Consider the following 25,868-nt stretch of genomic DNA (forward strand, 5'->3'; position numbering starts at 1 on the left):
TATGTCAGGGCAGTAACAAATGATGAAGCCGTTCTTTTACTGCTTTACCTGTCCTGACAAAGCCTCCTAACTGCTCATTAGTTTATAGAAAGGAGAACACCATGGCCTGTGGTCGTGATACTCTGGCGAAACTGCTGAGCGGTGTCCGTACATTCGAGACGGACGTCTATCCGGAGAGTGCGGAGCTGTTTGAAAGTCTGGCCACCAGCCAGTCCCCCTCCACACTGTTCATTACCTGCGCCGACAGCCGGATCAGCCCGAGCCTCGTTACCCAGACCGAACCGGGCGAGCTTTTCATCGTCCGTAACGTCGGCAACATCGTTCCGGCCTACGGCGAAATGCTTGGTGGCGTGTCTTCCGCCATTGAGTACGCTGTTGCAGCTCTCAAGGTGAAGAATGTCGTTGTGTGCGGTCATTCCAACTGCGGCGCCATGAACGCCCTGCTGGACCTGAACGCCCCGAAACTGGATGGCCTCCCCACCGTCCGGAGCTGGCTGCGCAACGCTGAAGCCGCCCGCGCCGCTATGGGTGACCTGAAGGCGGAAGATGCCGGCCCGGCCGATATCCGCCAGCTTGCAGAATACAACGTCCTGCTTCAGCTTGCTCATCTTCGCACGCATCCTGCTGTTGTCCGCGCCCTGTCGCAGGGTGAACTGACGCTGCAAGGCTGGTTCTACGACATCCCGAATGGTGAAATTCTCGTTCTCGACGAGAAAACACGCACCACACGGTCCGTCGAAAGTGTCCTCGCCGAGATGGGCGCAACTGAGAAAGAAGCCGTCTGAGGTTTTCGTCTTTCTTCGTCCTCGCCGCACTGATGTGCGGCGAGGCTTTTCCAGTTCAGGCTCGGGACATCAAACTCTCAACCTGGAATCTGGACTGGCTCTCCCTGAAACAGACGGGAGATCCTGCCCTTCCCGATGATGTCCATGGCCGCAAGCCCAACGATTTCATCCGGCTGCATCACTACGCAACCCACCTGAACGCAGATATCATCGCTTTTCAGGAAGTGGACGGCCCGGAACCCGCTGCACGGGTCTTCGATCCGCAAACCTACCAGATCATCATCTCCCAAGCCCCCGTTATCCAACGCGTCGGTCTCGCCGTGAAACGACCGCTCAAAGTGACGGTCAACGAAGAGCTGTCTGCTCTGGATGTGGTCGGCCCAGATGCATCCCACCATCTAAGAACAGGCCTGGACGTCACAGTCTCTGACGGGACAAGCCATCTCCGCATTCTGGTCGTTCATCTGAAAACCGGGTGCTGGGATCAGCCTCTCACTCAACGCAAACACTCCTGCCCGACGCTGTATCAACAGTTCCAGATTCTTGAAGACTGGATTGCCGAACGTCAGGATGAAGGCGAACCCTACGCTGTTCTCGGGGATTTCAATCGTCGGTTGACGCTCCATGATCCCCTCATGCAGCAGATTGAACATGATGCCCCCGTCCTGCTCACAACAGCCGGGAAAGCCAGCCCATGCTGGAGCGGCGAATACTTCATCGACCACATCATGCTCGGTAATGAAGCACGCTCCTGGCTCATCCCGGACAGCCTGCGGGTCATGACGTACCGGAACGACACCCTGCCAGATGGCCTCTCGGATCACTGTCCTGTTTCCGTGCGGCTTCATCTTCCCTGAGCTGAGACGTATTTGCCTCTCCAGACTTTTGCCGCATGAAGGACTGTACAGTTTCCAACCAAGCCAAGGTTCGTCATGTCACACCCTGCTTCCTGGCCCATTATATCTCTTCAGCCAGATGTGCATGTTCTGGCCGACCGGCCTCTTCCGGCCCTTACAGACGCACAGGAAGCAGCCGTTTCGCGTATCTGGGCTGACGCACTGAAATCGTATCCTGCACTTTATAACGGCCGCGTCTTTTGTGCAGACGACATCACCCCTTCCCATATCCATGGCCACTGGTCCGAATATCGTCGTGTCCTCGCACAAATGAAGCAGCCCGGCATTTACGGAGACACAGTGCTCAAACCATTGGCTGTCGTAGGGCTGATGTTTGCGCAGGACGGCGTTGTGATCGGCCGACGCGCGAAGACTTCCATCTACCTGCCCGGCTACTGGCAAGGCGCGCCAGCAGGGAATGTCGAAAGCCGCGCACAGGAAAACATCGTAAACCTAGCGACCCAGCTTCTTGCGGAATGTGAGGAAGAACTGGGCCTGACGCCTGCGGAATGCCAGGTCGGACCATGCCTGCTCGCCTGCGAACATCCCTCCACGCACATTGTCGACATCGGGATGCGCATTGACGTAGCCCTGAGTTTTTCCGACCTTCAGACGCGATGTCGCGAGCAGGGGAATGCCGAATATGGCGCATTGCACCTGATCCGCCCTAACCACACACCCGAAGGCCCTGTCGTCCCCACACTGGCCGCCCTGCTGGAACTTTCCTGATGCCGTACTTTACTCTTGATGCGTCCAGCCTTCAGCACTGGCTCACAAACCACGCGGACCTTGCGTCTCGCCTTGGCGGCTCACCCGCAGACTGGACCATCCGCGAAGTCAGTGACGGCAATCTGAATACCGTTTTCCTTGTAGATGGTTCGGGCGGCTCCCTGTGCTGCAAACAGGCCCTCCCCCATGTCCGCGTTGTACCGGACTGGCCCATGCCTCTGGAGCGCGCTCTGTACGAAGCCCGCTATATGCGTGCGACTGCGGATGCCGTTCGCCCAGCCGCACCCGAACTCTATTTCTACGATGACGAGATGTTCCTTCTCGTTATGGAATGCCTGACCCCACATGAGGTTCTGCGCACTGCCCTGATCCGCGATGAAGCACAGCCGGGATTTTCCGCCGTTATCGGCCAGTACGTGGCCCGCAGCGTGCATGCTACAAGCTGGATCAGCCAGCCCTTTGAACACGGTTCGAAATTACTGGCCGACTTCGCTGGCAACACGGCCCTCACCCGCATCACGGTCGATCTGATCCTGACTGATCCGTTTCGCCCCTGCTCGCGCAACCCTTCTCCCGAAACAGGCCTCCTTCCCGACGTGGAAGCCCTACAGGCAGACAAGCCTCTCCACCGCGCCGTCGGCAGCCTTCAGGAGCGCTTCCTGACCGCACGACAGGCGCTTCTGCATGGAGACCTGCATACAGGGTCCATCATGCTGCACAACAACGATGTCCGGGTCATTGATGGTGAATTCGCCACGATGGGACCAATCGGGTTTGATTGCGGCCTTTATCTGGGCAATCTGACACTTCATGCCTGCGCCGCGCCGGACAAAAACGCTCTGATTACGTCTGAAATCACAGCATTCTGGAACAGCTTCACGACAGAACTCCGCACCCTTCTGAAAACAGGTGGTGGCGACGTCTGGGCGCTCTCCGATGAAACGCAACGCAGAGACCTGCTGGACAATTTTCTGCTCGACATTTTGCGGGACACAGCTGGCTTCTGCGGTCTTGAAATAATCAGGCGCACAGTTGGTTTCGCCCAGGTCGCGGATTATACGCTCTGCGCCACACCAGAAAGCCGCACGGCGGCACGCCGAAAAGCCCTTCAGACAGGGCGCGCACTTATTCTGAAAGCACCGTCTCTCCACACTCTGGAAGACCTGCTGAGCGTACTGACACTTCAGTAAGAACTGCCGGAAAGCCGTAAACAGCAGACATAAAAAAAGCCTCGCTCCCGAATACAGGAGCGAGGCTTGAAAGATCAGACCGAAGCCAGACCGATCTGTTTAATGTCGTGGAACGCCAGATCGGGGTTCATCTCGATGGTGCGACGCATCATGAAGGACGAACTGGCGAGGAAGACAGGGTCTCCATCCAGATCATCCGCCATGGATGAGCGGTTCGTCATCATGAACATCTCGATCTTTTCACGATCACCGGTAATCCAGCGGGCCAGTGTAAATGGCGTGCTTTCAAAACCAATGGATACGCCATATTCCCCCTTCAAGCGTGACTGAAGAACGTCAAGCTGAAGTGTTCCCACAACACCCACGATCGGCGGCAGACCATCCTGCGGGCGGAAAAGCTGCACGACACCCTCTTCCGCCAGTTCTACCAGAGCCTGACGCAGCTTCTTGGCCTTCATGGCATCATCAAGACGGACACGACGCAGGATTTCCGGAGCAAAGTGCGGGACACCCGTGAAGCGCAGTTCCTCGTTCTCACTCAGCGTATCACCAATACGGAGTGTACCATGGTTTGGAATCCCCACCACGTCTCCGCCAAAAGCTTCCTCAGCCAACTGGCGATCACGTGCAAAGAAGAACTGTGGCGTATGCAGAGCAAACTGCTTGCCGGTCCGCACATGCTTGAGACGCATCCCGCGCGTCAGACGTCCTGAACATACACGGGCGAAAGCCATGCGGTCCCGATGATTCGGGTCCATGTTCGCCTGGATCTTGAAGATCAGAGCCGTGACCTGCTCTTCATCCGCCTTGACCTCACGGCTTTCCGTCGGCTGGGCGCGTGGCGCAGGACCGTAAGCGACCAGTGCATCCAGAAGATCGGTCACACCGATTTCCTTCATGGCCGACCCGAAGAACACAGGAGACAGATGCCCCGCGTCAAAAGACTCACGATCGAACTCGGGAAGCGCGGCCTCCACCAGTTCCAGATCTTCCCGAAGCTGCACCATCCGCGGATCAGTTTCGTCCACCGGATCCTTGGTATGCACTTCACGGGTGCGGATATCGAACGTGCCAATAAACGTCGCAGCACGCCCGATCGGCCATGTCGCAGGCGAGACATCCAGCGCCAGGGAATTGGAAATTTCATCCAGAAGGGCGAAGCAGTCCTGCGCCTCACGGTCCATCTTGTTGATGAACGTGATGATCGGAATATCGCGCAGACGGCAGATTTCGAACAGCTTGCGCGTCCGGTCCTCGATGCCCTTTGCGGCATCGATCACCATGACGGCACAGTCCACAGCCGTCAGGGTACGATAGGTATCTTCAGAGAAGTCTTCATGGCCCGGAGTATCAAGCAGGTTAAAGACGCAGTTGCCATATTCAAACGTCATGACGGAGGTCACAACGGAAATGCCACGGTCCCGCTCAATACCCATCCAGTCAGACTTGGTGCGGCGACGCTCACCCTTGGCACGCACGTTACCTGCAAGCTGGATGGCGCCACCTGCGCGCAGGATACGTTCCGTCAGGGTCGTCTTACCGGCGTCTGGATGGGAAATAATGGCAAACGTACGCCGACGAGCGATCTCGCGGGTAATTTCAGCGCTCAGCGCCTCTGACATGATGCCTCCGGCAACGTAGAAAAAATCCGGGACTGGAGCTTTCGCGACGTCCAGACAGACACATGGCCTGTTAGCAAATACAGAGGACAGCCCTCATGGAAGCCTTACCCATCGGGAGGCGCAATGTGCAGAAGACCGCTTTTGCCGTCAAGCATTCCCTGCCCTTCGGGCCTTAGGTTCGTATTTTTGGTTTTCCCGAACAGAAATCAGCACGCCCCTATTGGGCAGGTTTGGACACAGGCCGCCGCAAACGATCCGATTGCACTCCCGGAGCTGGAGCATGCACAGAAGGAACGCCATCAGCGCCGGATCGATCTGAAACATTCCTCGGAAGTTTCCCCCTCAGAAAACGATCCTGAACATCCCAATACCACCAGACAGAAAACTCTCAGCTCCCACCAACATATCTGTCCGCTCCTGAAGTTCTATTTATTACCTACCATCTGAAACCCAAATTATGGCCAGTCAGACTTCGAACAACACCCGTCACAGTATCTACGGCTTTTCCCGCCGCAGTGCGCTCCATAACAGGAGGCCTGATCGGACATCTCTGGGAGGAAACAATCACGGTTCCATCCCTGCAGCGAACAAGATGTAAATGAGGCGGTGGTGGAGGATGATAATGCGTATCGGGAGCTACGAAGGTATTGATCCCGCGAGCATTAGCTGACGCGCAGGCCGCAGCACAGATCAGAACCACACCCAGCCCAAAGCGCATCTTTTGCCGCCCCTCTTTGATATGAAATATAACGTATCATTTAGAGATTAATTGATACAATCAAAGAGTCAGAACGTAAAACTCTGCGCGGCTCTTCCCATTCTTCTGCGAGGCCAAAACAAAAAACGCCGGACGGGAGACCCATCCGGCGTTTTCCGATCGCGTTCTGATCCGGGCCCGAAAGCCCGAAATCCGAATTAGCGGGAGTAGAACTCGACAACCAGGTTCGGTTCCATCTGCACCGGATACGGCACATCGGAGAGAACCGGCGTACGCAGGAACGTACCCTTCATCTGGCGGTGATCGACTTCAACGTATTCCGGCGTGTCGCGCTCGCCCGTCTGCACGGAGTCGAGAACGATGGCGAGGTGCTTGGACTTCTCGCGCACTTCGATGACGTCGCCTTCCTTCACGAGGTAGGACGGGATGTTCACCTTCTTGCCGTTGACCGTAACGTGGCCATGGCTGACGAACTGACGTGCTGCGAACGGCGTGATCGCAAACTTCAGACGGTACACAACGGCGTCCAGACGACGCTCCAGCAGACCGATCAGGTTCTCGGAGGTGTCACCCTTACGACGGACGGCTTCGTCGTAGTACTTGCGGAACTGCTTCTCGCTGATGTTGCCGTAGTAGCCCTTGAGCTTCTGCTTGGCCATCAGCTGGATGGAGAAGTCAGAAGGCTTCTGCTTACGACGCTGACCATGCTGACCCGGACCGTATTCACGACGGTTCACAGGGGACTTTGCACGGCCCCAAAGGTTTACGCCGAGACGGCGATTGATCTTGTACTTGCTCTCAAGACGCTTTGACATGGGTTAACCCCTGTTCATACATCAGGCCCGCCCCATGCTGCATGGCGAGCCGTTTTGTTGCGCCGGTAGGCCCTTCCCCGAATTGGAAAGGACGGGCGCGCACCCAAAAACCGGAGCCTGCAGGATACAGAAACCCACAATAATGGCCCGGTCGGTACGTCCTCGTTTCCGGCAGTGGACCCGCGCCTAACAGGTCTCATGCTCTTTTGTCAATCAAAGGCCGATTCTGGGCCCTGTTATTTTCTCGCAGCAGATGCTTATAAAGCGCGCAACCCCTCCCGGGGGGTTTGCGCTAACGGTCTGGTCCTCCCCTCTGATCGGGGAGCCATGCCTTTTTGAGTTTGCCCATGAAAATCTATCGCTTCAATCCCAAGGCTGGTCGTATTGCCGAAGGGTCCTTCGAAGGACTGATCCAGTCCCTTGATGCACCAGCGCCGCCCAAGCCGGGTGAAAGCGCCATCAAGCGTGCCTTCAAGAAGTTCGGCCTCGCACAGATGCACATGTCGCATCTCGTGATTGATGACCGCACAATCTATCTGCGCGGCAAGGCGGACACCGCAAAGGCGCGTGACCAAATGATCCTTACAGCAGGCAACGTCGCTGGCGTGGCTGCTGTTGAGGCCGAGATTCAGGTGCCCCCCGGAACCCCCGATCCGAAGTTCCTGGAAATCAAGACCAGCCAAAACCTTGATGAGGTCGCCGAGAAGCTGCCGGAAGACATTTCGGGCGATGAGCTTCTTGATGCAAATCAACCGCTTGTCACAAGCAAGGATGACATTTATCCGGGACAGACAATCCGTCTGCCAACGGAGAATTGAACTGACCAGCCAGAACACTTCCCCGTGAACGTGTCCGGCTAGCATTTCAGGGTCCGGATGGTGGGCAGATTTCCCCCTCTTCCGGACCTTTTCCATATGGAATTAATCGAACCAGTCGATGTCGAGCGGGTGCGTCCACCTCACGGCGTCGAACCAGCCATGTTCGCCCTCATGCTGGCAACATTTACAATCGGGACTGGCGAATTCGCCATGATGGGCCTGCTGCCCGAGTTCTCCCACTCCCTGGGAATTTCCATTTCCCGCGCCAGCTCCGTCATCTCAGCTTATGCGCTCGGCGTCGTGGTTGGAGCACCTCTCATTGCGGTTGCAGGTGCGAAGCTCCCTCGCCGCACACTTCTGCTTGCCATGCTCGTACTTTTCCTCGTGGGAAATACCGGCACGATCCTGATGCCGAACCTGCTCGACATTGAAGTCATGCGCTTCATCACCGGGCTTCCACACGGGGCCTTTTTCGGTGTTGCAGCACTCGTCGGCGCATCCATGGTCGAACGGGCAAGACGTGGCCGCACGGTTGGACGTGTTCTGTCCGGCATCATGTTCTCTACCGTCGTAGGTTCCCCCCTCTCCACTTACGCCGCCAATCACCTCGGATGGCGCGCCGCTTACGCTGCAATTTCGCTCCTCGGACTGCTGTGTTTTCTGGCGATCTGGTACTTCGCCCCGCGTGACAAACCCCATCCGAATGCCAATGCCCTGGCCGAACTCGGGGCCTTCAAACGCCCTCAGGTTCTGCTGACGCTCCTGACAAGCGCCATCGGCTTCGGCGGTCTGTTCGCGATCTACACCTTTCTCACCACGGCCCTGTCAGACGTCACACATTTGCCAGACTGGGCTGTCGCGCTCTACCAGATCGTGTGGGGCCTCGGCATGCTCGCAGGCAATGCATTCGGAGGCGCCATGGCGGACCGAAACATCAACCGAACGATCCTGGCCTCCTTCGCCGCAAGCTGTGTGTTCATGCTGGCCTTCTGGCTCCTGCTGCCCTTGCCGGTCGCCATGCTTCCCATCACGTTCCTGATCCCGGCCACGCTGATCGGCATTTCTCCGGCCATCCAGAGCCATCTTATGGAAGTCGCAGGAGATGCACAGACACTGGCCGCGTCCTTGAACAACTCGGCTTTCAACATCGCCAACGCCGCAGGCACATGGCTGGGCGCTTTCCTAATCAGTTCAGGGCTTGGACTTGCTTCTATTGGCTGGGGATCTGCCCTGCTTTCCGCAGGCGGCTTCCTCGTCTACCTGATTACGATGGCACAGGCTCGGCTCTCCGCATCACGCTGAAAAGCCGGAAACCAAGAGCGACAGAACTGACCGTCAGAGCTGTCGCCATGCCAATCCACAGGCCTTCCGCCCCCCAGTGCTGCTGGAAGGCCAACCACCCACCAAAAACAAGCCCGATCAGGCCGTAATTTGAAACGGCAATCACCATCGGCCAGACCGTGTCGCCACAGCCTCTCAAAGCACCACTAAAGACAACCTGAAGACCGTCCACAATCTGGTAGATCCCGGCAATCTTCATCAGGGTAATAACAAGCGCCGCCGTTGCCGGATCAGGAGCATGCCCCGTGAAATACAGACTGACGATCTTTTCTGGCCAAATCAGCAGCAACGCCGAAGACAGCACGGACCAGACCAGCACAATCCAGATCCCGGTCCAGGCCGCACGGCGGCTCTGATCCATCCGTCCCGCCCCACGCCAGTACGCCACACGGACATTCGTTGATTGTCCGATCGCCAGACACACCATGAACAGAAGCGCACTGACATTCACCGCAACCTGATGGGCTGCGAGGCTCTGCGTCCCGAGCTCTCCCGCACGAAGGCTGGTGATCTGGAACATAAGAATTTCAGCAGCAGCCCCCAGCATCATGGGTAATCCGAGCTTCAGAAGCTCTTTCATGACCGGCCAGTGTACGGCGGCTGGTTTCATGACAGCCCGGACACGCGGATGCATCAGGCACAGACCCGTCAGGGCAACACTGATCGCCCAGCCCGTCAGCGTCGTGGCCGTCGCGGAGCCGAACAGCCCCATGGCAGGCAAACCAAACCAGCCATGGATCAGCGCCGCATTGGTGATGCCATTGCAGATCGCCATAGCGGGCATGATCCACAGCAGAAGCGTCTCCGCCCCAAGCGAAGGCAGCGCCACACGCAGAACACCAATGACAGCAAGATCAGGCAGCAATGAATACAGCAGGATGCGGATGAAGTGACTTCCCTGCGTCACCACATCGCTCGGCTCAGACAGCCACGCAAACAGCGGCTGTACGTTCCAGAGCAGCAAAGCGCAGGGAACGAAAATCAGAAGCGCCAGAAGAAACGTCGCGCTCATCACGCTCCGGCCATCATGAGCCTCACGCCCATGATCTTCCGCACCCCGCCCATGCGACAGAAGCACCCCCGCGCCACCAAGAATGGTCTGACACGTCACCATAGTGGTAAAGAAGAAAGTATTGGCCAGACCGCCAACAGCCACTTCCGCAACGCCCAGACCGCCCAGCAGAATGGTGTCCGTCACGCCCATCGACATTTCGGAGAGCTGCGACAGGGCCAGAGGCAGAGCGACCCTCAGAAGGGCAAGAGCATGTCCGCGGGGAGAAGTAGGATCTTTAAAGGTGCTACGCATAAGTCTCCCTATCGCAGGCCAGATCATACGCACAAGGGTAACAAACCCTGTTGCACCAAACCGGCGGCTGGCGCATTGATCGCCTCTATGGCCGATCCCGTCCCTCACGTGCTCCGTCTGCACGATACCCACGCGCGCGAAAAGCGACAGTTCACACCACTCGATCCGCAGAACGTCCGGGTCTATTTCTGTGGTCCCACCGTCTATGACCGCGCCCATCTGGGCAATCTGCGCGCCATGATGTGCGCGGATATCCTCGTGCGCCTGCTGCGCGTCCTGTATCCGCAGGTCACCTATGCACGCAACGTCACGGATGTGGACGACAAGATCACCGCGCGCGCGAAAGAGAACGGTGAAGATATTTCCGCCCTGACCGCCCGGACGACCAAAGCCTTTCATGAAGATTTGGCGTCACTGGGGATTCTGCCGCCGGATATCGAACCGCGCGCCACACATCATATTCCCGAAATGCTGGATATGATCGGTCGCCTGATCGAGAGTGGCCACGCTTACGAGGCCGAAGGACACGTCCTGTTCGCCGTCCGGAACTTCCCGTCTTATGGCGAACTCTCTGGCCGCTCGCTGGATGACATGATCGCTGGCGCCCGCGTTGAGGTTGCGCCCTACAAGCGCGATCCGGGTGATTTCGTGCTCTGGAAGCCCTCCAACCCGGACCAGCCCGGCTGGGACAGCCCCTATGGCCGCGGTCGCCCTGGCTGGCACATCGAATGCTCGGCCATGTCACACCGGTATCTGGGTGAGAGCTTCGATATCCATGGCGGCGGCGATGACCTACTGTTCCCGCATCATGAAAACGAGCGCGCGCAGTCCCTGTGCTGCTATCCGGGAAGCAAGTTTGCCACGCACTGGCTCCATAACGGCATGCTGCTCTCCAATGGAGAGAAAATGTCCAAGTCCCTGGGCAATTTCTTCACCATCCGGGAAGTTCTGGAAAAGTCTCCGGCGGAACCCCTGCGCTTCCTGTATCTGGGCGCGCATTACCGTTCGACGCTGGATTTCACATGGGACAAGCTGGAAGAAGCGCGTCGTATTCTGGATCGCCTCTATCGCGCCCTTGAGCGTGGAGACGCGCAGCAGGGTGCAGACGTTCCGGCAACGGTGCTGGATGCCCTGTGCGACGATCTGAACACACCGCTCGCCATTGCAGCCCTTCACCCGCTGGCAGACGCTGCCATGCAGGGCGATCAGGAAGCCGCATCCGGTCTTCTGGCCGCTGGAAAGCAGCTTGGTCTGTTTCAGGTTTCCCCGGCTGAATGGTTCCGCTCAGGCGTTGACGCGTCCGCCATCGAAGCCCTGATCGAGGAACGTCTGGCAGCCCGCAAGGCCCGCAATTTTGCCCGCGCGGACGAAATCCGGAACCAGCTTGCCGCAGACGGCATCACGCTGGAAGACGGTCCCAACGGAACAACATGGCGGAAGGCATAATCCCATGACCGGACGTGATGGTGGTGCCGATCTGGAACCGATCGGCGAATTTGATCCCGTTGTCATTCTCGTACGCCCGCAGCTGGCCGAAAATATCGGCACGACTGCCCGTGCCATGGCAAATGGCGGTCTGTTCCATCTGCGTATTGTTGCCCCACGGGACGGCTGGCCGCAGGAGCGCGCCTGGCCAGCGTCTTCCGGTGCCCATCGCATCCTCGACAACGCGCAGGTTTTCGAAACGGTCGATGACGCCGTGGCCGACCTGCATCGTGTTTTTGCAACCTGCCCCCGCCCCCGCCATGTCGTGAAACCTGTCATGACAGCGCGCGGCGCTGCGGCGGAACTCCGCGTGGCCTCTACGCGTGGCCTGCGCACTGGTATCCTGTTCGGGCCGGAACGCGCTGGCCTCGACGTCGAGGACATGGCCCGCGCCGATACGCTGGTCCGTTATCCGCTCAATCCGAAGTTCATGTCCCTTAACCTCGCACAGGCTGTGCTGGTCATGGCCTATGAGTGGTATCTGACCGAAGACATGACGCCCCCGCGTGATCTCATGACCAATGAAACGCATGTGGCTACCAAGGGCGAGCTGGAAAACTTCATGTCCCATCTGCTGCGGGAGCTTGATGACTGTGGCTTCCTGCGTAACGAGCAGAAGAAGCCGGGCATGATCCGCAATCTGCGGCATTTCTTCACACGCGGCGAAGTTACTGAGCAGGAACTTCGCACGCTCCATGGCGTGGTCAGCGAACTGGTCAGCGCCAGAAAGGCAAGACGGTAAGACCATGATCCACTGGCGACACAGGCAACGGATGCATCCACGGCCTGAGGCGCTGGTGGTCGAAACGGCCAACCGCATCCGGGCCCATGTTCTGGAAGAAAACGGCCGGGGCGACATTATTCGCACCGGTCTGAAAGAGGGCTCCTTCGGAGACCTCTACCACCACCTGATGACCATGACATGGGGGACATTCTTCTGGGCGTCCCTCCTTTTGTATCTAGTCATCAATATCGGTTTTGCCGCTCTTTATTACATCATCCCCAACAGCGTCAGCGGCGTCCCACACGGGGATTTCCTTGATGACGTATTCTTCAGTGTCCAGACGATTTCAACCGTCGGATACGGTACGATGGCCCCGGTCGGACGGCTGACCAACACCATCGTGTCTTTCGAAGTGCTCGCCGGGATGATGCTCAACGCGCTTGCCACCGGGCTGGTCTTCGCACGCTTCTCCCGCCCCAGGGCCCGTATCCTGTTCAGCCATGTTGCTGTCGTGTCCTACGATGACCTGATCCCGACACTCACCATCCGCATCGCCAATCGTCGTCGCACGCTGATCCTGTCCGCCAATGTTGAAATGACCCTGACGCGCCTGATGCCGGACGACCATGGCCGACTGGTGCGCCGTTTCGACAGGCTCACGCTGATCCAGTCCCATGTGCCCATCTTCCGGATCAGCCTGAACGCCACACACATGATTGATGAGACCAGCCCGCTTTATGGCCTGTCCGCAGACACGCTCATTGACCAGAATGCAGAGATCATCATCACGATGGATGGGACAGACGAAATCTCCTCCCAGACACTCTTCGCACGACATGCCTACGAGATCGGCCATGTGAAACACGGATACCGTTTCTCGGACATGATCCATCACCGCCCGGACGGCAGGGTCGAGGTCGACTTCACCCGGTTCCACACAACCGAACACGGGGACCACGAACCGATTGATCCGTCCACAGCGCATGAAAGGCACCATCACCATGTCTGACACCCAGCACAGCTTTGGAAAAAATGGCCTGACGGCAACCGTTTCCGCTCATGGCGCAGAGTTGACCTCCCTACGCACCGCTTCTGGCCAGGACCTCCTCTGGAATGCTGGCCCCGCATGGGAGCGTCATTCTCCGGTCCTGTTTCCGATCGTCGGCAAGCCTCCTGAAAACACCACCCTCAACGGACAGCCCGTAACGCTGAAACAGCACGGCTTCGCCCGTGACATGACCTTCCGCTGGCTGGAGCGCACGGAAAGCGGCTGTGTTCTGGAACTGGAAGACACTCCTGAAACACAGACGCTGTTTCCCGCTGCGTTCCGCCTGCATCTCATCTACCGGATGGAGGAAACCGGCCTGCATGTCGGCTATGTTCTGACCAATCCTTCTGAAGACACCACCCTTCATGCATCGCTTGGCGCGCATCCGGCATTCATGTGGCCACTCAAGCCTGACGCCGGACGCGCCGGACATCGACTGACTTTCGAGAAGGCCGAAACCGCTCAGATCCGGCGCATCAGTCCGGACGGTCTGCTACCAGAGGGCGTCCCTTCCCCACTCACGGATCGTGTTCTTCCGCTAGCAGACACTCTGTTCGAAGCTGATGCCATCATCATGCTGGATGCCCACAGCAAGGCCGTCGATTTCACAGGCCCGGACGGTAGCGGCCTGCGCGTCCGCTGGGACGGGTTCAAGGATCTTGGCATCTGGACCAAGCCGGGCGCAGGTTTCCTGTGCATCGAACCTTGGTACGGCTACGCCACACCCGTTGGTTTCGCCGGAGATTTTTCAGAAAAGCCGGGTCTGCTGCATCTACAGCCCGGCGAAAGCTGGGAAGCTTTCTGGAGCGTCGAGCCAATCTAAAGCTCGACATTGGGAATGCCCCCAATCAAAGGGCATTCCCATCCTAAATCACGCGCCGATTGCGTCCTGAAGACGTGACACCGTCCGCGCATGGCCCATCAGGCCCAGCAAAACATGCAGTTCCGGTCCATTATCCTCCCCCGTCAGCGCCAGACGGAGCGGCATGAACAGGGCCTTGCCCTTTCGACCTGACTTGTCCTTCAGAGCTGTCGTCCAGTCCTTCCAGGTGTCTTCACCCCAAGGCTCAGCGGGAAGAGTCTCGAGCGCCTGTTGCAGGAACTCACGGTCTTCCGGCTGTGATGGCGGGACGATCGTGCCCTGCGTCACATCCCACCAATGCGGGATTTCTGCCGCCAGATCGACATTGCCACGCACTGCATTCCAGAACTCTTCCGTCGCCTCGGCCGGAAGATGGGCCTTGGCGACCGAGAACGGCAGGTTGTGCAGAGCCTTGCGGTTCAGAGCAAGCAACTGGCGCATATCGAACCGCGCGGCAGACTTGGAAACATGGGAGATTTCGTAGGCCGCAATGGCCTCTTCCATCGTCATGACTTCCGGATCATCAGACGTACCAACGCGCGCCAGATACGCCACGATGGACATCGGCTCGATACCGTCCTGACGAAGCGACTTCAGGCCCAGCGCATCGAAACGCTTGGACAGCTTTCCACCATCAGAATCCAGCAGGAGCGGCAGATGCGCAAACGTGAAGCGATCCGGCTTTGCTCCCAGAGCTTCAGCAATGTCGATCTGGACACCCGTATTCGTCAGGTGGTCTTCACCACGGACGATATGCGTGATGCCCATTTCCAGATCGTCAACGACCGAGGCGAGCGTATAGAGGATCGTGCCATCCGCGCGGATCAGGACTGGATCGGAGATTGCCGTCAGCTTGACGGAGCAATCGTCCATGACGAGATCCTGCCACTTGCGACTGCCATCCGTCAGCTTGAAGCGCCAGTGCGGCGTCTTACCGTTGGCTTCCGCACGCGCCCGCTGGTCAGGCGTCAGCTTCAGCATGGCGCGATCATAGATCGGGGCCTTGCCAGCCCGGATGCGCATTTCACGCTTGGCATTCAGCTCGTATTCCGTCTCGAAGCACGGATACAGCCGACCAGAGGCTTTCAGCTTGTCGATCGCCGCTGCATACCGCTCCATCCGCGAGGACTGACGGGCTTCTTCATCCCAGTCCAAGCCAAGCCACGCAAGATCCTTGCGGATGGCATCCTCATACTCAGGCTTGCTCCGTGCGACGTCCGTATCGTCGATACGCAGCAAGAACTTGCCGCCATGACGACGGGCAAACAGGAAGTTGGCCACAGCCTGACGGGCATTGCCAACATGAAGATAGCCCGTAGGCGAAGGGGCGAAGCGCAGTTTCATGCCGCCTTAATGCCGCATGATTGCGCGTGATACCAGATGCTTGAAAGCCCTTCCCCGTGACAGGCTCCCGGACCCGCAAAAGACTGCCAGAACTTCAAATAAAACCAACGCCTCACCATGATATAACGTAGCAGACGGACCTAATACTTCGGGTTTCATCGTACACGAAAAAGAAACGTTTTTTCGTTCAGTCCGATCTGTTGTAAAGATCTCAGGAACAGACTCTCACGACTGGCTTTTTCTTCTACCGTCAGAGTGATGATCCGATTTTTGATTTCAGAGGACTCTTGATGAAAAAACTTCTCATTCCGGCGATTCTGGTCATCGGGCTCATTATCCTGATGGGATCGAACTACAATCGCTTCATGGGTGCAGACCAGCGTGTTCAGGAACAGATGGGCCAGCTTCAGAACGAAGTGCAGCGCCAGTCAGACCTGATTCCCAATCTGGTTAATACGGTCAAAGGCTATGCCACACACGAGCATGACACCCTGACCGACTACGCCGCTGCCCGCTCCGGTGAAACACCGCTGAATCGTATTGATCCCCGTTCGGTCAGTGACGAAGCTCTTCAGAAGAAGATTCTGGATGCCCAGACACGCAACGCTCAGGAGATCAAGGCCATCACCGCCGTTGCCGAGCAGTCCCCGCAGCTTCAGGCCAACCAGAACTTCTCAAGCCTGATGGTGCAGCTTGAAGGCACACAGAACCGCATCACTGTGGCTCGTCAGCGCCTTCAGCAGGCCATTCTGTCCTACAACCAGACGGTCATGCACTTCCCCGGCAACCTTCTCGCCGGCGTGATGGGCTATCACCAGCGCGTCTATTACGAAGCCTCACCGGCTGCCCAGACGCCGCCCGTCGTCGATTTTTCAAAACACTGACCTGACCGCCATGCAGACTGTGCTGACCCTGACCCATTCCCTGCTCACGCGCAGTCTGCCTCCTGTGTTCTGTGCGCTCGCCCTGCTGTGCTTTCCCTTGGCGGACACAGCAGAAGCAGCGCCGCTCACTCAGCTTGTCACTGACCCGCATAATGTCCTGTCAGACGCGGAACGGGACCAACTGGTCGAGAAACTCACGACCCTTCGCGAAACGCTCCCGAGCCACCCGCATATCCTGATCGATCTTCCCGGCCATGTGGATGACATCGACCAATATGCCAATGAGACTTTCCATGCTTCGGGCATCGGCCAAAAGGGGCAGGACAACGGTCTGCTGATCGTTCTGGATATTCCGGACACACAGTCCCGCATTGAAGTCGGGTATGGCTTTGAAGGCGATCTGACAGATCTTCAGACACACACTATTCTCGTCGCGGCGCGACCCGACCTGAAAGCCGGACACTATGCTGCCGCGCTGAACGGCATGGTCGATGCGATTAGTGAAGCCCTGCGCAAGAGCGATACCACAGTGCAGGAAACCGCAGCAGCTGACGAAGCGGTCACGTTTTCGAACACGGACATGCTTCTTGGCGGTGGTGGACTGCTACTATTCCTTTTCGGAACCGTCTTCACGATCCGGGCGCAACGCCGAGCGAGCCGGGGCGAGCCTCTGTCTGGACTGGACCGTTTTCTTATCAGTGTTCCATGGGATGTTCTTTTGAACCTCCTTATCAACATTCTCTCCGCCGCCGCCCGCAATAACTCTCGCGGAAGCGGCACCTCTGGGAACAGGAACAGCTACAGATCCGGTGGCGGAGATTCCGGCGGTGGCGGCTCGAAGGACAAGTGGTAAGGGTCAGAACCTTGCCTTAATCCGTTTCCCTCCTATGGTGATCTCAGAACGCTTCAACACTTTGTAAAGAAGATCTGAGAGCCTTGCAGAATCCTCAACCTGTCGCAGCAACACTGACCAGTGCCTCTGTTTTCCTTGTCGCGACACTGGATGAAACTCTTTCCGACGGCACGCAGATCCGCGAGTTGCTCGGGGACATGTCCTCTCTGGTTCGCGGCGTCGGCTTTCGTATTCCCGATGGGCGCCTCTCGTGCGTAACGGGCATTGGCGCTGACGCATGGACGCGGCTTTTCGGCGCTCCTATGCCCAAGGATCTTCACCCGTTCGAAGCCATCAGTGGCGTTCATGACGCCCCCTCCACGCCCGGTGACATGCTGTTCCATATCCGTGCTGCGCGCATGGATCTGTGCTTTGAAATGGCCGCCACGATCGCGTCCAGATTAGAGGATGCAGGCAAGATCATCGATGAAGTTCATGGCTTCAAATATTTCGATGAACGTGACCTGCTCGGCTTTGTGGACGGAACGGAAAACCCGTCCGGTCAGGCGGCGCTAGACTGCACACTGATTGGCGACGAAGATCCGGATTTTGCGGGTGGTAGCTACGTCATCATCCAGAAATACCTGCATGACCTGAAGAAATGGAACGCTATTCCGACGGAAGTGCAGGAACACATCATTGGTCGAAAAAAGCTTTCGGATATTGAACTCCGTGAAGCCGACAAGCCCAGCTACGCTCATAATGTTCTGACCAACATCGAAGAAAACGGCGAGCAGCTTCAGATCGTGCGGGACAACATGCCGTTCGGTGAAGTCGGCAAAGGGGAATACGGCACGTACTTCATTGGATACGCCAAATCCCCGTCCCGTATCGAACAGATGCTCCGTAACATGTTCATCGGAAAGCCGGTCGGTAATTACGATCGCATTCTGGACGTCAGCCGCGCCGTTACAGGCAATCTCTTCTTCATTCCCACGGCGGACTTTCTGGATAACGCTCCGGACATGCCTGCCCCTTCGGCTGAACAGTCCCCTGCTCCCGCGCAAGCTGCCACAGCTTCAAAACTCTCCGGCTCACTAGGTATCGGTTCGTTGAAAGAGGATCACTGACATGAACAATCTCTACCGTCATCTCGCCCCTATTTCGACAGCCGCTTGGGCGCAGATCGAGGATGAAGCCTCCCGCACGCTGCGCCGCCATCTGGCTGGCCGCCGCATCGTGGACACATCCGAACCCAAGGGCGAAAAATTTTCGGCCGTTGAAACGGGTCGCATGATCAGCATCGACGCTCCAAACGACGGGGTCAGTGCGTCCCTGCGTCAGGTTCTTCCCGTTGTCGAACTGCGCGTCCCTTTCACGCTTTCGCGGGCTGAAATCGATGCTGTGGACAGAGGATCAGAAGATTCCGACTGGCAGCCCGTCAAAGATGCAGCCCAGAAGATCGCGTTTGCTGAAGACCGCGCCATTTTCAACGGCTACGCCCCGGCGGGCATCAAGGGTATCCGCGAAGCAACGTCCAACACGCCTCTCACACTTCCAGCAAGTATTCAGGACTATTCCCACGTCATCGCTGATGCTCTGAACGAACTGCGTCTGGCAGGCGTCAACGGACCCTATTCCATCGTTCTCGGCGCAAAGGCCTATCAGGCTGTCAGCGGTGGCGATGATGATGGGTATCCGGTCCGCAGACATCTTGAGAGCATGATCGATGGCAAGATCATCTGGGCGCCTGCCATTGAAGGCACGTTTGTTGTCACAACACGTGGCGGTGATCTGGCACTCGATATCGGGCAAGATTTCTCGATCGGCTATCTGGGTCATACGGCCGAGACGGTTGACCTTTACATCCAGGAAAGCTTCATTTTCCGCGTATTGACCAGTGAAGCCACGGTCGCCATCAACCCGGCCTGAGCCATCCGAAAAACTCCCTGATACAAAAAAAGCCTCTCCGTTTCGGGAGAGGCCTTTTTCATGAGAAAGGGGAAAAATTTTACCGCCCGATATCCCGCAGGCGATAGCCATTGTTCAGACGACTTTCGATCGTCTCCAGAGAGACACCCTTCGTTTCAGGGACAAACAGCAGCGTCACGACGATGAACAGGGCGTTCAGACCGGCATAGAGCCAGAAGGTGTTTGAAGAGCCAAGCGTGCTCAACAGGCCAAGGAATGTCGCACCGACGATGATGTTCGTTCCCCAGTTGGTCACGGTTGAGCAGGTAATCCCGAAATCACGGCCCTGAAGAGGCTGTACTTCGGCGCACAGGATCCAGATCAGTGGGCCAGCAGAGAAGGCAAAGCCCGCGATGAAGCACAAGAGAACCGAAATGGCGAGGTAATGCGTCAGGGAGCTTGCATGGTCGCCCATTCCCATCAGCATGGCCAGAATGCCTAGCCCGGCAGCCATAATGGCAAATCCGGCGATCAGCATCGGACGACGGCCCCAGCGATCAGCAAAAGCAATGGCAATGAAGGTCGCAAGGCAGTTCACCAGACCAACCGTTGCCGTTCCCCACATCTGTCCATCCTGGCCGAACCCGACTTCTGCGAAAATTCGTGGGGCATAGTACATGACCACGTTAATGCCCGTGAACTGCTGCACGACCTGCAGGCCAATCCCCAGCATGACAGACCGGCGGAAGTTCGGGTTTTCAAGGAACATGGCCAGACCGCGCTGTTTGGCCTGCGAGTTCAACTGGTCCCGAATATTCTGGATTTCCGCATGAGCATGCTGATGCGTATGGCGCAGCGTGCTGAGCGTTTTCAAGGCTTCCTCATCCCGACCGCGCAGCATGAGCCAGCGCGGGCTGTCCGGCAGGAACAGGGAGCCGATGAGAAACAGCGCTCCCGGAACACCGACAATGCCCAACATCCAGCGCCATGAGCCGCTATAAGACAGGACGGCATTGGATACGAAGGCCAGAAGAATGCCGGTGGTGATCATCAACTGATACATCGAAATCAGACTGCCGCGACGGCTCTCATCCGCGATTTCGGAAATGTAGAGCGGAGCGACAAAACTGGCGATACCGATTGCCAGGCCAAGAATGGCGCGTCCGATGATCAGAATGGCCACCGAGTGCGCAACAGCACAGAGGATCGCCCCGATGACGAACATGGCCGCGCTGTAGGTCAGGGACTTGCGGCGCCCCAGCGCATAGGACATGCGGCCTGCGAGCAGGGCGCCAACCGTCGCCCCCACCATCATGGACGACACAATCCAGGACAGTTCGAAATCGGACGCCTGAAACTCGGTCTTGATGAAGCCCAGAGCACCGGAAATCACACCGATATCCAGACCGAACATCAGCCCCGCAATGGCTGCCAGCGCGACAGCCAGCATCATACGCCCGACCATGGGAGGGCGTACCGCAACGGGTTGAGCGTGAAATGTTGCATCACTCATGGAAAGGAACTCCGGCACCCTCGCAGGACATGCCGCTGAAAGGAAAGAATTGCCCCTTCGTCATACGACGACTGGTTCATTCGCCCCGTATATAGCATTAAATTAGTTACATCATCATAATTTAATGTGATTTGTGAGATTTCCATAACTGGAAATCAGTGTGCCCACCATGACGCATCACAGACATCCCATTTTCCGAACATCGGGAAAAAAGAAAAACGCAACTTTCGGGCAAGACAGGCAGTTATGTCTGAACTGAAACATTCAGAAGAAGGACATGCCAGCATGACCAATAACCGCAAATCCACGTTCGCCCGCCTGATGCTCGTTTCTGCTCTGCTGACGGGAACGGCTGTTTCCCTGTCCGCCTGCAACACGACGCGTGGCGCGGGTCAGGACGTTAGCGCCGTAGGTCATGCAACGTCCAACGCAGCAACGAGCGCCCAGCAGGGCATCGCGAATGCGACTGGTGCATCCACGCACTGAGGACATCCTTCAGGATTGTCGAAAAAGCTCGCCTCTCTGTAGAGAGGCGAGCTTTTTTTTTGCGTTATACGAATTCCATGGTCCGAACATCGATCATGCCAAGATCCGTGATCTTGAGATGAGGAATGACCGGCAAAGGCAGGAAAGCCAGTTGCAGGAACGGCTCCTCCAAAGACACGCCCATCTCTTTTGAAGCCTTTCGCAGAACAATCAGATCGTCCCGAACCTGCTCGAACGGGGCATCACTCATCAGACCGGCGACAGGCAGCCGCAGTTCAGCCAGAACCTGACCATCACGCACTGCGATAAACCCGCCACCCGTTTTTTCCAGCCGGTTTACGGCAACTGCCATATCGGCATCATTGGTGCCCACAACACAAATATTGTGACTGTCATGTCCGACAGACGACGCCAGCGCTCCGTGTTTGAGGCCAAACCCTTTCACAAAACCACGCCCGATATTGTCGTTATGCCCGTGACGTGCGACGACACAGACCTTCGCAACATCCGCCGTCAGATCAGGCAGAACCTGACCCTCCGCTTCTGGCAGAGTAAGACGCAGATACTCTGTAATGATTTGCCCCGGAATAATTCCCATCACTGGGCGCTCCACGCCAGATCCATGAATTTCCATATCCGCAGCCGTCACAGCTCCCGGAAGCTTCACGCTGCCAAGCCCAACAGACGGTATAATGTCACGTTGGGCGAACAGATCGTCGCTGACTAATCGTCCTGCAGAGATCACATCTGAAACCAGACATTTCTCCAGATCATCCAACAGCACGATATCCGCCCGCTTGCCTGGCGCGATCTGTCCGCGATCCCGCAGACCAAATGCATTGGCAGCAGACAGCGACGCAGCACGATAGGCGGCCAGAGGCTCAACACCCAGTTCGATTGCCCGGCGGATCAGGAAGTCCAGATGGCCCTCATGCGCGATTTCGAGTGGGTTCCGGTCGTCTGTGCAAAACGCGAAGAACGGAGATGTCGCCACATTAAGGAGGGGCACCAGAGCTTCCAGATCCTTGCAGACCGATCCTTCACGGATCAGAACTGTCATGCCTTTCCGGACTTTTTCCAAAGCTTCCGCAGCAGCCGTCGCCTCATGATCCGTGGAAATGCCTGCCGCAAGATATCCGTTCAGGGCTTTACCGCGCATCAACGGCGCATGGCCATCAATATGGCCACCAGCAAAAGCCGCCAGCTTGTCCAGACATCCCGGATCACCATTCAGCACACCCGGGATATTCATGAACTCCGCAAGCCCGATAACCTTTGGATGATCGCGATAGGCTACGAGATCGGCTGCATCCAGCGTTGCACCCGATGTTTCCATCGGCGTTGCAGGAACACAACTCGACAGATTGACCCGCAGGTCCATCACTGTCCGCTCTGCTGCCGCCAGAAAGTAGTCAAAAGCGGCACGCCCCAGCACATTCGCCATTTCATGCGGGTCGCAGATGGCAGTCGTCACACCATGAGGCAGCACACAGCGGTCAAACTCAAACGGTGTGACGAGCGATGATTCAACATGCAGATGCGTGTCGATGAAACCCGGGACAGCAATGCGCCCGTTACCCTCAATCGTGACGCAGCCCTCATAATCTCCGTAAGTGCCGACAATCCGGTCTCCGCAGAGTGCGATGTCCGTTGGAACAAGCTCACCCGTCACAAGATCGAACAGGCGGACGTTCCGGATCACCAGATCGGCTGGTTCACGCCCCTGTCCCTGAGCGACCCGGCGCTGGATTGCGTTCTGCATTTTCTAAATCTCCGAACGTCAGCAGTGACCACTTATAGCGCGCAGATCCCTCCGCACTCAAAGCAAGCTTTCCAACCCTATTTTGTTGCGGAAATATCACGATTTTTTATGTCGTAATGTTTCATGTGTCAGACTGTTGATGATTGTGATGAAGCATGGTTTTTGCCTCTCGCCTATTTCACTATCCGAGAAAGACCATCTTCCTGATGCGCCTTGCACGCCTGCTTTCAACATCCGCGCTTATTGCTCTGGGGACCGCCCCTGCGCTGGCGGCCACTGCTCCTTCCCCCGATCACAAACCAGCCCGCCACCGGGAAGCTGCTGCCGCACCGTCCATGATGGGCAATACTGCACCGACCGATGAGGTTCATGAAGAGCATGTCGCGGTCAGTGGGCATCGCAAGTATTTTGATGGCGTGACACGTCGTGATGTCGGCGGCGGCCTTATGCAAAAGCAGGACGCAGCAAAATCCGTCTCCAGTGTCTCGCGCGACTTCATTGAAAAGCAGGCGCCGGGCCAGGACCCGATGCAGCTCATCTCGCTGCTCCCGGGCGCCAACGTATCGTCTTCCGATCCGGCAGGTCTGACAGGAAGCCACATGAGCTCCCGCGGCCTTGATCAGACGCAGATGGGCTTTACGCTTGAAGGCTTCCCGATCAACGACGTCGGCTCTTTCCAGACATATTCCCAGGAAATCGTGGACTCCGAGAACCTTCAGAAGGTCAATCTCGCTCAGGGCTCGGCAGATCTGGACAGCCCGCATCTGAGCGCCACGGGCGGTGTGGTCGATATGTACATGATCGACCCGAAGATGAAAGCTGGCGGCGCGTTCGACGTGTCGTACGGGTCTTACGACTATACCCGTGGCTTCCTGCGCCTCGACACTGGCAAGATTGGCCATACGAATCTGCGCGCCTACTTTTCAGGTTCCTATGCTACGGAAGACGCCGTCCACAGCGAAGCGACGAACCGTAAGCTGCATGCGGAAGGCAAGATCGTCAATGACTGGGGTGACGGTAACCGCGTCTCTCTCGCGATCGTTGGTAATCGCCTTTACAATTACCTGAACCGTTCCGTGAACATGGCCTCATGGGACGAATATGGCCTAGGCGTGAAGGACAAGTACATCGCCCCCTGCTCTGCTGGCGCAACCTGCACCCGCCCGAATGGCACAACCTTCAAGAACAATACGGGCGCAACAATCTCCAATACTGTCTATAATGGTGTGTACAAGGACCCCGACGGCAAGACCACCAAGGGCGACGCTGATTATTACAAATTCCACCAGAACCCATTCACCAACATCTATGTCAGTGCGCCATCCACCTTCAAGCTGACGGATCACCTGACGCTGACGGAAACGCCTTACTTCTGGTACGGCAGCGGCAGTGGTGGCGGCGCATATGCTGTTCCGACCAGCTATGGTGCCACGAGCATGGGAGGCACTCTGGAAGGCAAAGGCGTTGCCAAGGGCACCCTGCTATATGAACCGTCCATCACGACAACCTATCGTCCTGGTGCAGTTACGAAGCTGACACTCACCACAGGTGTAAACCGCCTGATGGTTGGTTACTGGTTCGAGTATTCCAAGCAGCTCCAGACTGGACCGGCCACAGGCATTGGTGCTGATGGTACACCGTGGGATATCTGGGGTGGCGCGGCAAACTATCTCTTCAACAATGGTCAGACGTACCAGTACCGCTACAACCTGACCCAAACGCGCGTGCATACGATGTTCATCGGTGACAGCCTGTCCCTGCTGAATAACAAGCTCACAATCGAAGGCGGCCTGAAATACGCCATCGTCACCCGCGACGCCCACAACATGCTGCCGGATACATCCACTGGCCCCTACATCAAGAAAACGTATTACGAACCGCTGCCTACGGCTTCGATTCGATACCAGATCAATCCTGAAAACCAGATCTTCATTTCAGGGGCAACCAACTTCCGGATGCCAACAAACTACTCCCTGTTCGACGCTGGCGCCTATTACAAGGGCTCAGGCTATGCGACGCACGGCATCACCAACCTGAACCCTGAAATCTCGATTTCTGAAGAAGCAGGCTGGCGTTATACGGGATCGACCGTCATGGCTTCGATTACGTATTTTCATTACGACTTTACGAACCGGTTCTTCTCCCAGAGCCAGTGCATGGATGATGCCTGCTCGAACTATTTCAGCAATAACATCAACGCTGGCGGTCAGACGACAAATGGTGTGGATGCTGAAATCGGAACACGACCGATCTTTTACCACCTGCGCCCCTATGTCTCGTTTGAGTATGTAGATGCCCGCACGACAAGCAACCTGAAGGGCGGCAGCGGAACTGCAATCGATTACCTACCAACCAAGGGTAAGTTCGCTCCCGAAACGCCGAAGTATCAGGTTGGCTTCAACCTGGATTACGACGATGGCAACCTGTTCGGCGCGTACAACCTGAAATACGTTGCCAAGCAGTATTCCACCTTCATGAATGACGAAGCTGTTCCGTCCTATGTTCGGATGAACCTGACGGTTGGCTATCGCTTCCACAATGTCGGTTTCCTGCAGAGCCCGAACATCAAGCTCAACATCACCAATATTGCCAACAAGCACTATCTCGGCTTCCCGCTGGGTGTGCAGACAAATGCGAACGCAACGAAGGGGATCTTCGGCAACATGGTCAAGGGCACAGCTCCGACCTACGCCATCGCGGCTCCCTTCGCAGCAACCGGCTCCATCAGCGCCGGTTTCTAAAACAGTCCTGCCTGAGGCCGATCAACCCGCGGCCTCAAAACCATGCTCAGGCGTAA

22 protein-coding genes are annotated in these 25,868 nt (G+C 57.1%); 16 read left to right on the forward strand and 6 right to left on the reverse strand.

Annotation, left to right across the window (positions count from 1 at the left end; translation table 11 throughout):
* Positions 1–101 precede the first annotated feature (101 nt).
* The 4 genes from GJA01_RS00425 to mtnK all read left to right on the forward strand — a co-directional run bounded on the left by GJA01_RS00425 (position 102) and on the right by mtnK (position 3,600).
* The gene (locus GJA01_RS00425; protein ID WP_010501191.1) at positions 102–785 is read left to right on the forward strand and encodes a carbonic anhydrase; all 684 of its coding nucleotides are present in this window, start codon (positions 102–104) and stop codon (positions 783–785) included.
* Positions 786–817: 32 nt separating this feature from the next.
* A complete protein-coding gene (locus GJA01_RS00430) occupies positions 818–1,642 on the forward strand; it encodes an endonuclease/exonuclease/phosphatase family protein (RefSeq protein ID WP_062505441.1) in 825 nt (274 codons plus the stop codon).
* Between the two features lie 75 nt (positions 1,643–1,717).
* Positions 1,718–2,410, forward strand: coding sequence for a hypothetical protein (locus GJA01_RS00435; RefSeq protein ID WP_062505439.1), 693 nt, complete (start codon positions 1,718–1,720; stop codon positions 2,408–2,410).
* Positions 2,410–3,600 carry an S-methyl-5-thioribose kinase gene (gene mtnK / locus GJA01_RS00440; protein WP_062505437.1) on the forward strand — a complete coding sequence of 397 codons (1,191 nt, stop codon included), beginning with the start codon at positions 2,410–2,412 and terminating at the stop codon, positions 3,598–3,600. Before GJA01_RS00435 ends, mtnK begins: the two co-directional genes overlap by 1 nt.
* A gap of 74 nt (positions 3,601–3,674) precedes the next feature.
* Here mtnK and GJA01_RS00445 read toward each other — a convergent pair whose 3' ends face one another.
* Together GJA01_RS00445 and rpsD are read right to left on the reverse strand one after the other, a co-directional pair.
* Positions 3,675–5,222, reverse strand: a complete 1,548-nt coding sequence (locus GJA01_RS00445; RefSeq protein WP_062505434.1) for a peptide chain release factor 3 — start codon at positions 5,220–5,222, stop codon at positions 3,675–3,677.
* Between the two features lie 915 nt (positions 5,223–6,137).
* Positions 6,138–6,755: a 30S ribosomal protein S4 gene (rpsD, locus tag GJA01_RS00460; protein ID WP_010501177.1), complete on the reverse strand. Its 618-nt coding sequence runs from the start codon at positions 6,753–6,755 to the stop codon at positions 6,138–6,140.
* Positions 6,756–7,102: 347 nt separating this feature from the next.
* Between rpsD and GJA01_RS00465 the strand changes: the two genes are divergently transcribed.
* Entirely contained in the window at positions 7,103–7,573 is a 471-nt protein-coding gene (locus GJA01_RS00465) for a BON domain-containing protein (RefSeq protein WP_010501175.1), read from the forward strand.
* A gap of 57 nt (positions 7,574–7,630) precedes the next feature.
* Positions 7,631–8,875 carry an MFS transporter gene (locus GJA01_RS00470; protein ID WP_062505433.1) on the forward strand — a complete coding sequence of 415 codons (1,245 nt, stop codon included), beginning with the start codon at positions 7,631–7,633 and terminating at the stop codon, positions 8,873–8,875.
* Here the strand turns inward: GJA01_RS00470 and GJA01_RS00475 are convergent.
* Positions 8,838–10,220: an MATE family efflux transporter gene (locus GJA01_RS00475; protein ID WP_010501172.1), complete on the reverse strand. Its 1,383-nt coding sequence runs from the start codon at positions 10,218–10,220 to the stop codon at positions 8,838–8,840. The genes GJA01_RS00470 and GJA01_RS00475 overlap by 38 nt on opposite strands.
* A gap of 87 nt (positions 10,221–10,307) precedes the next feature.
* Between GJA01_RS00475 and cysS the strand changes: the two genes are divergently transcribed.
* Genes cysS through GJA01_RS00495 form a run of 4 tightly spaced genes read left to right on the forward strand, consistent with a single transcriptional unit; the run spans position 10,308 to position 14,300 of the window.
* Positions 10,308–11,666, forward strand: a complete 1,359-nt coding sequence (gene cysS / locus GJA01_RS00480; protein ID WP_062505431.1) for a cysteine--tRNA ligase — start codon at positions 10,308–10,310, stop codon at positions 11,664–11,666.
* Between the two features lie 4 nt (positions 11,667–11,670).
* Positions 11,671–12,447 (forward strand): RNA methyltransferase, encoded by a 777-nt coding sequence (locus tag GJA01_RS00485; protein ID WP_007282518.1) that lies wholly within the window; start codon positions 11,671–11,673, stop codon positions 12,445–12,447.
* Between the two features lie 4 nt (positions 12,448–12,451).
* Positions 12,452–13,438, forward strand: a complete 987-nt coding sequence (locus GJA01_RS00490; protein WP_231875851.1) for an ion channel — start codon at positions 12,452–12,454, stop codon at positions 13,436–13,438.
* A complete protein-coding gene (locus GJA01_RS00495; protein WP_062505429.1) occupies positions 13,431–14,300 on the forward strand; it encodes an aldose 1-epimerase family protein in 870 nt (289 codons plus the stop codon). Before GJA01_RS00490 ends, GJA01_RS00495 begins: the two co-directional genes overlap by 8 nt.
* Before the next feature lie 48 nt (positions 14,301–14,348).
* Here the strand turns inward: GJA01_RS00495 and gltX are convergent, their stop codons facing one another.
* Positions 14,349–15,683, reverse strand: coding sequence for a glutamate--tRNA ligase (gene gltX / locus GJA01_RS00500; RefSeq protein WP_062505426.1), 1,335 nt, complete (start codon positions 15,681–15,683; stop codon positions 14,349–14,351).
* Between the two features lie 290 nt (positions 15,684–15,973).
* Here gltX and GJA01_RS00505 point away from each other — a divergent pair, with 290 nt between their 5' ends.
* The 4 genes from GJA01_RS00505 (at position 15,974) to GJA01_RS00520 (ending at position 19,331) form a co-directional block, all read left to right on the forward strand.
* Positions 15,974–16,567 (forward strand): LemA family protein, encoded by a 594-nt coding sequence (locus tag GJA01_RS00505; RefSeq protein WP_007282522.1) that lies wholly within the window; start codon positions 15,974–15,976, stop codon positions 16,565–16,567.
* 10 nt (positions 16,568–16,577) lie between these two features.
* Complete coding sequence (locus GJA01_RS00510) at positions 16,578–17,420, forward strand: TPM domain-containing protein (RefSeq protein ID WP_062505424.1); 843 nt, start codon at positions 16,578–16,580, stop codon at positions 17,418–17,420.
* An 83-nt stretch (positions 17,421–17,503) separates the two neighbouring features.
* On the forward strand, positions 17,504–18,529 hold the full coding sequence (locus tag GJA01_RS00515; RefSeq protein ID WP_062505422.1) for a Dyp-type peroxidase: 1,026 nt from the start codon (positions 17,504–17,506) through the stop codon (positions 18,527–18,529).
* Between the two features lies 1 nt (position 18,530).
* The gene (locus GJA01_RS00520) at positions 18,531–19,331 is read left to right on the forward strand and encodes a family 1 encapsulin nanocompartment shell protein (protein WP_062505421.1); all 801 of its coding nucleotides are present in this window, start codon (positions 18,531–18,533) and stop codon (positions 19,329–19,331) included.
* Between the two features lie 79 nt (positions 19,332–19,410).
* On the opposite strand, the gene GJA01_RS00525 is transcribed toward GJA01_RS00520, so the two are convergent.
* Complete coding sequence (locus GJA01_RS00525; RefSeq protein WP_062505418.1) at positions 19,411–20,823, reverse strand: sugar porter family MFS transporter; 1,413 nt, start codon at positions 20,821–20,823, stop codon at positions 19,411–19,413.
* A 246-nt stretch (positions 20,824–21,069) separates the two neighbouring features.
* Here GJA01_RS00525 and GJA01_RS00530 point away from each other — a divergent pair, with 246 nt between their 5' ends.
* Positions 21,070–21,309, forward strand: a complete 240-nt coding sequence (locus GJA01_RS00530) for an entericidin A/B family lipoprotein (RefSeq protein WP_010501157.1) — start codon at positions 21,070–21,072, stop codon at positions 21,307–21,309.
* A gap of 64 nt (positions 21,310–21,373) precedes the next feature.
* Here GJA01_RS00530 and ade read toward each other — a convergent pair whose 3' ends face one another.
* Positions 21,374–23,071: an adenine deaminase gene (ade, locus tag GJA01_RS00535; protein ID WP_062505415.1), complete on the reverse strand. Its 1,698-nt coding sequence runs from the start codon at positions 23,069–23,071 to the stop codon at positions 21,374–21,376.
* Between the two features lie 206 nt (positions 23,072–23,277).
* Between ade and GJA01_RS00540 the strand changes: the two genes are divergently transcribed.
* A complete protein-coding gene (locus GJA01_RS00540; RefSeq protein WP_062022419.1) occupies positions 23,278–25,812 on the forward strand; it encodes a TonB-dependent receptor in 2,535 nt (844 codons plus the stop codon).
* The last annotated feature ends 56 nt before the right edge of the window (positions 25,813–25,868 follow it).

The sequence above is a fragment of the Gluconobacter japonicus genome (genome assembly GCF_002723975.1).
Classification (GTDB): Bacteria; Pseudomonadota; Alphaproteobacteria; order Acetobacterales; family Acetobacteraceae; genus Gluconobacter; species Gluconobacter japonicus.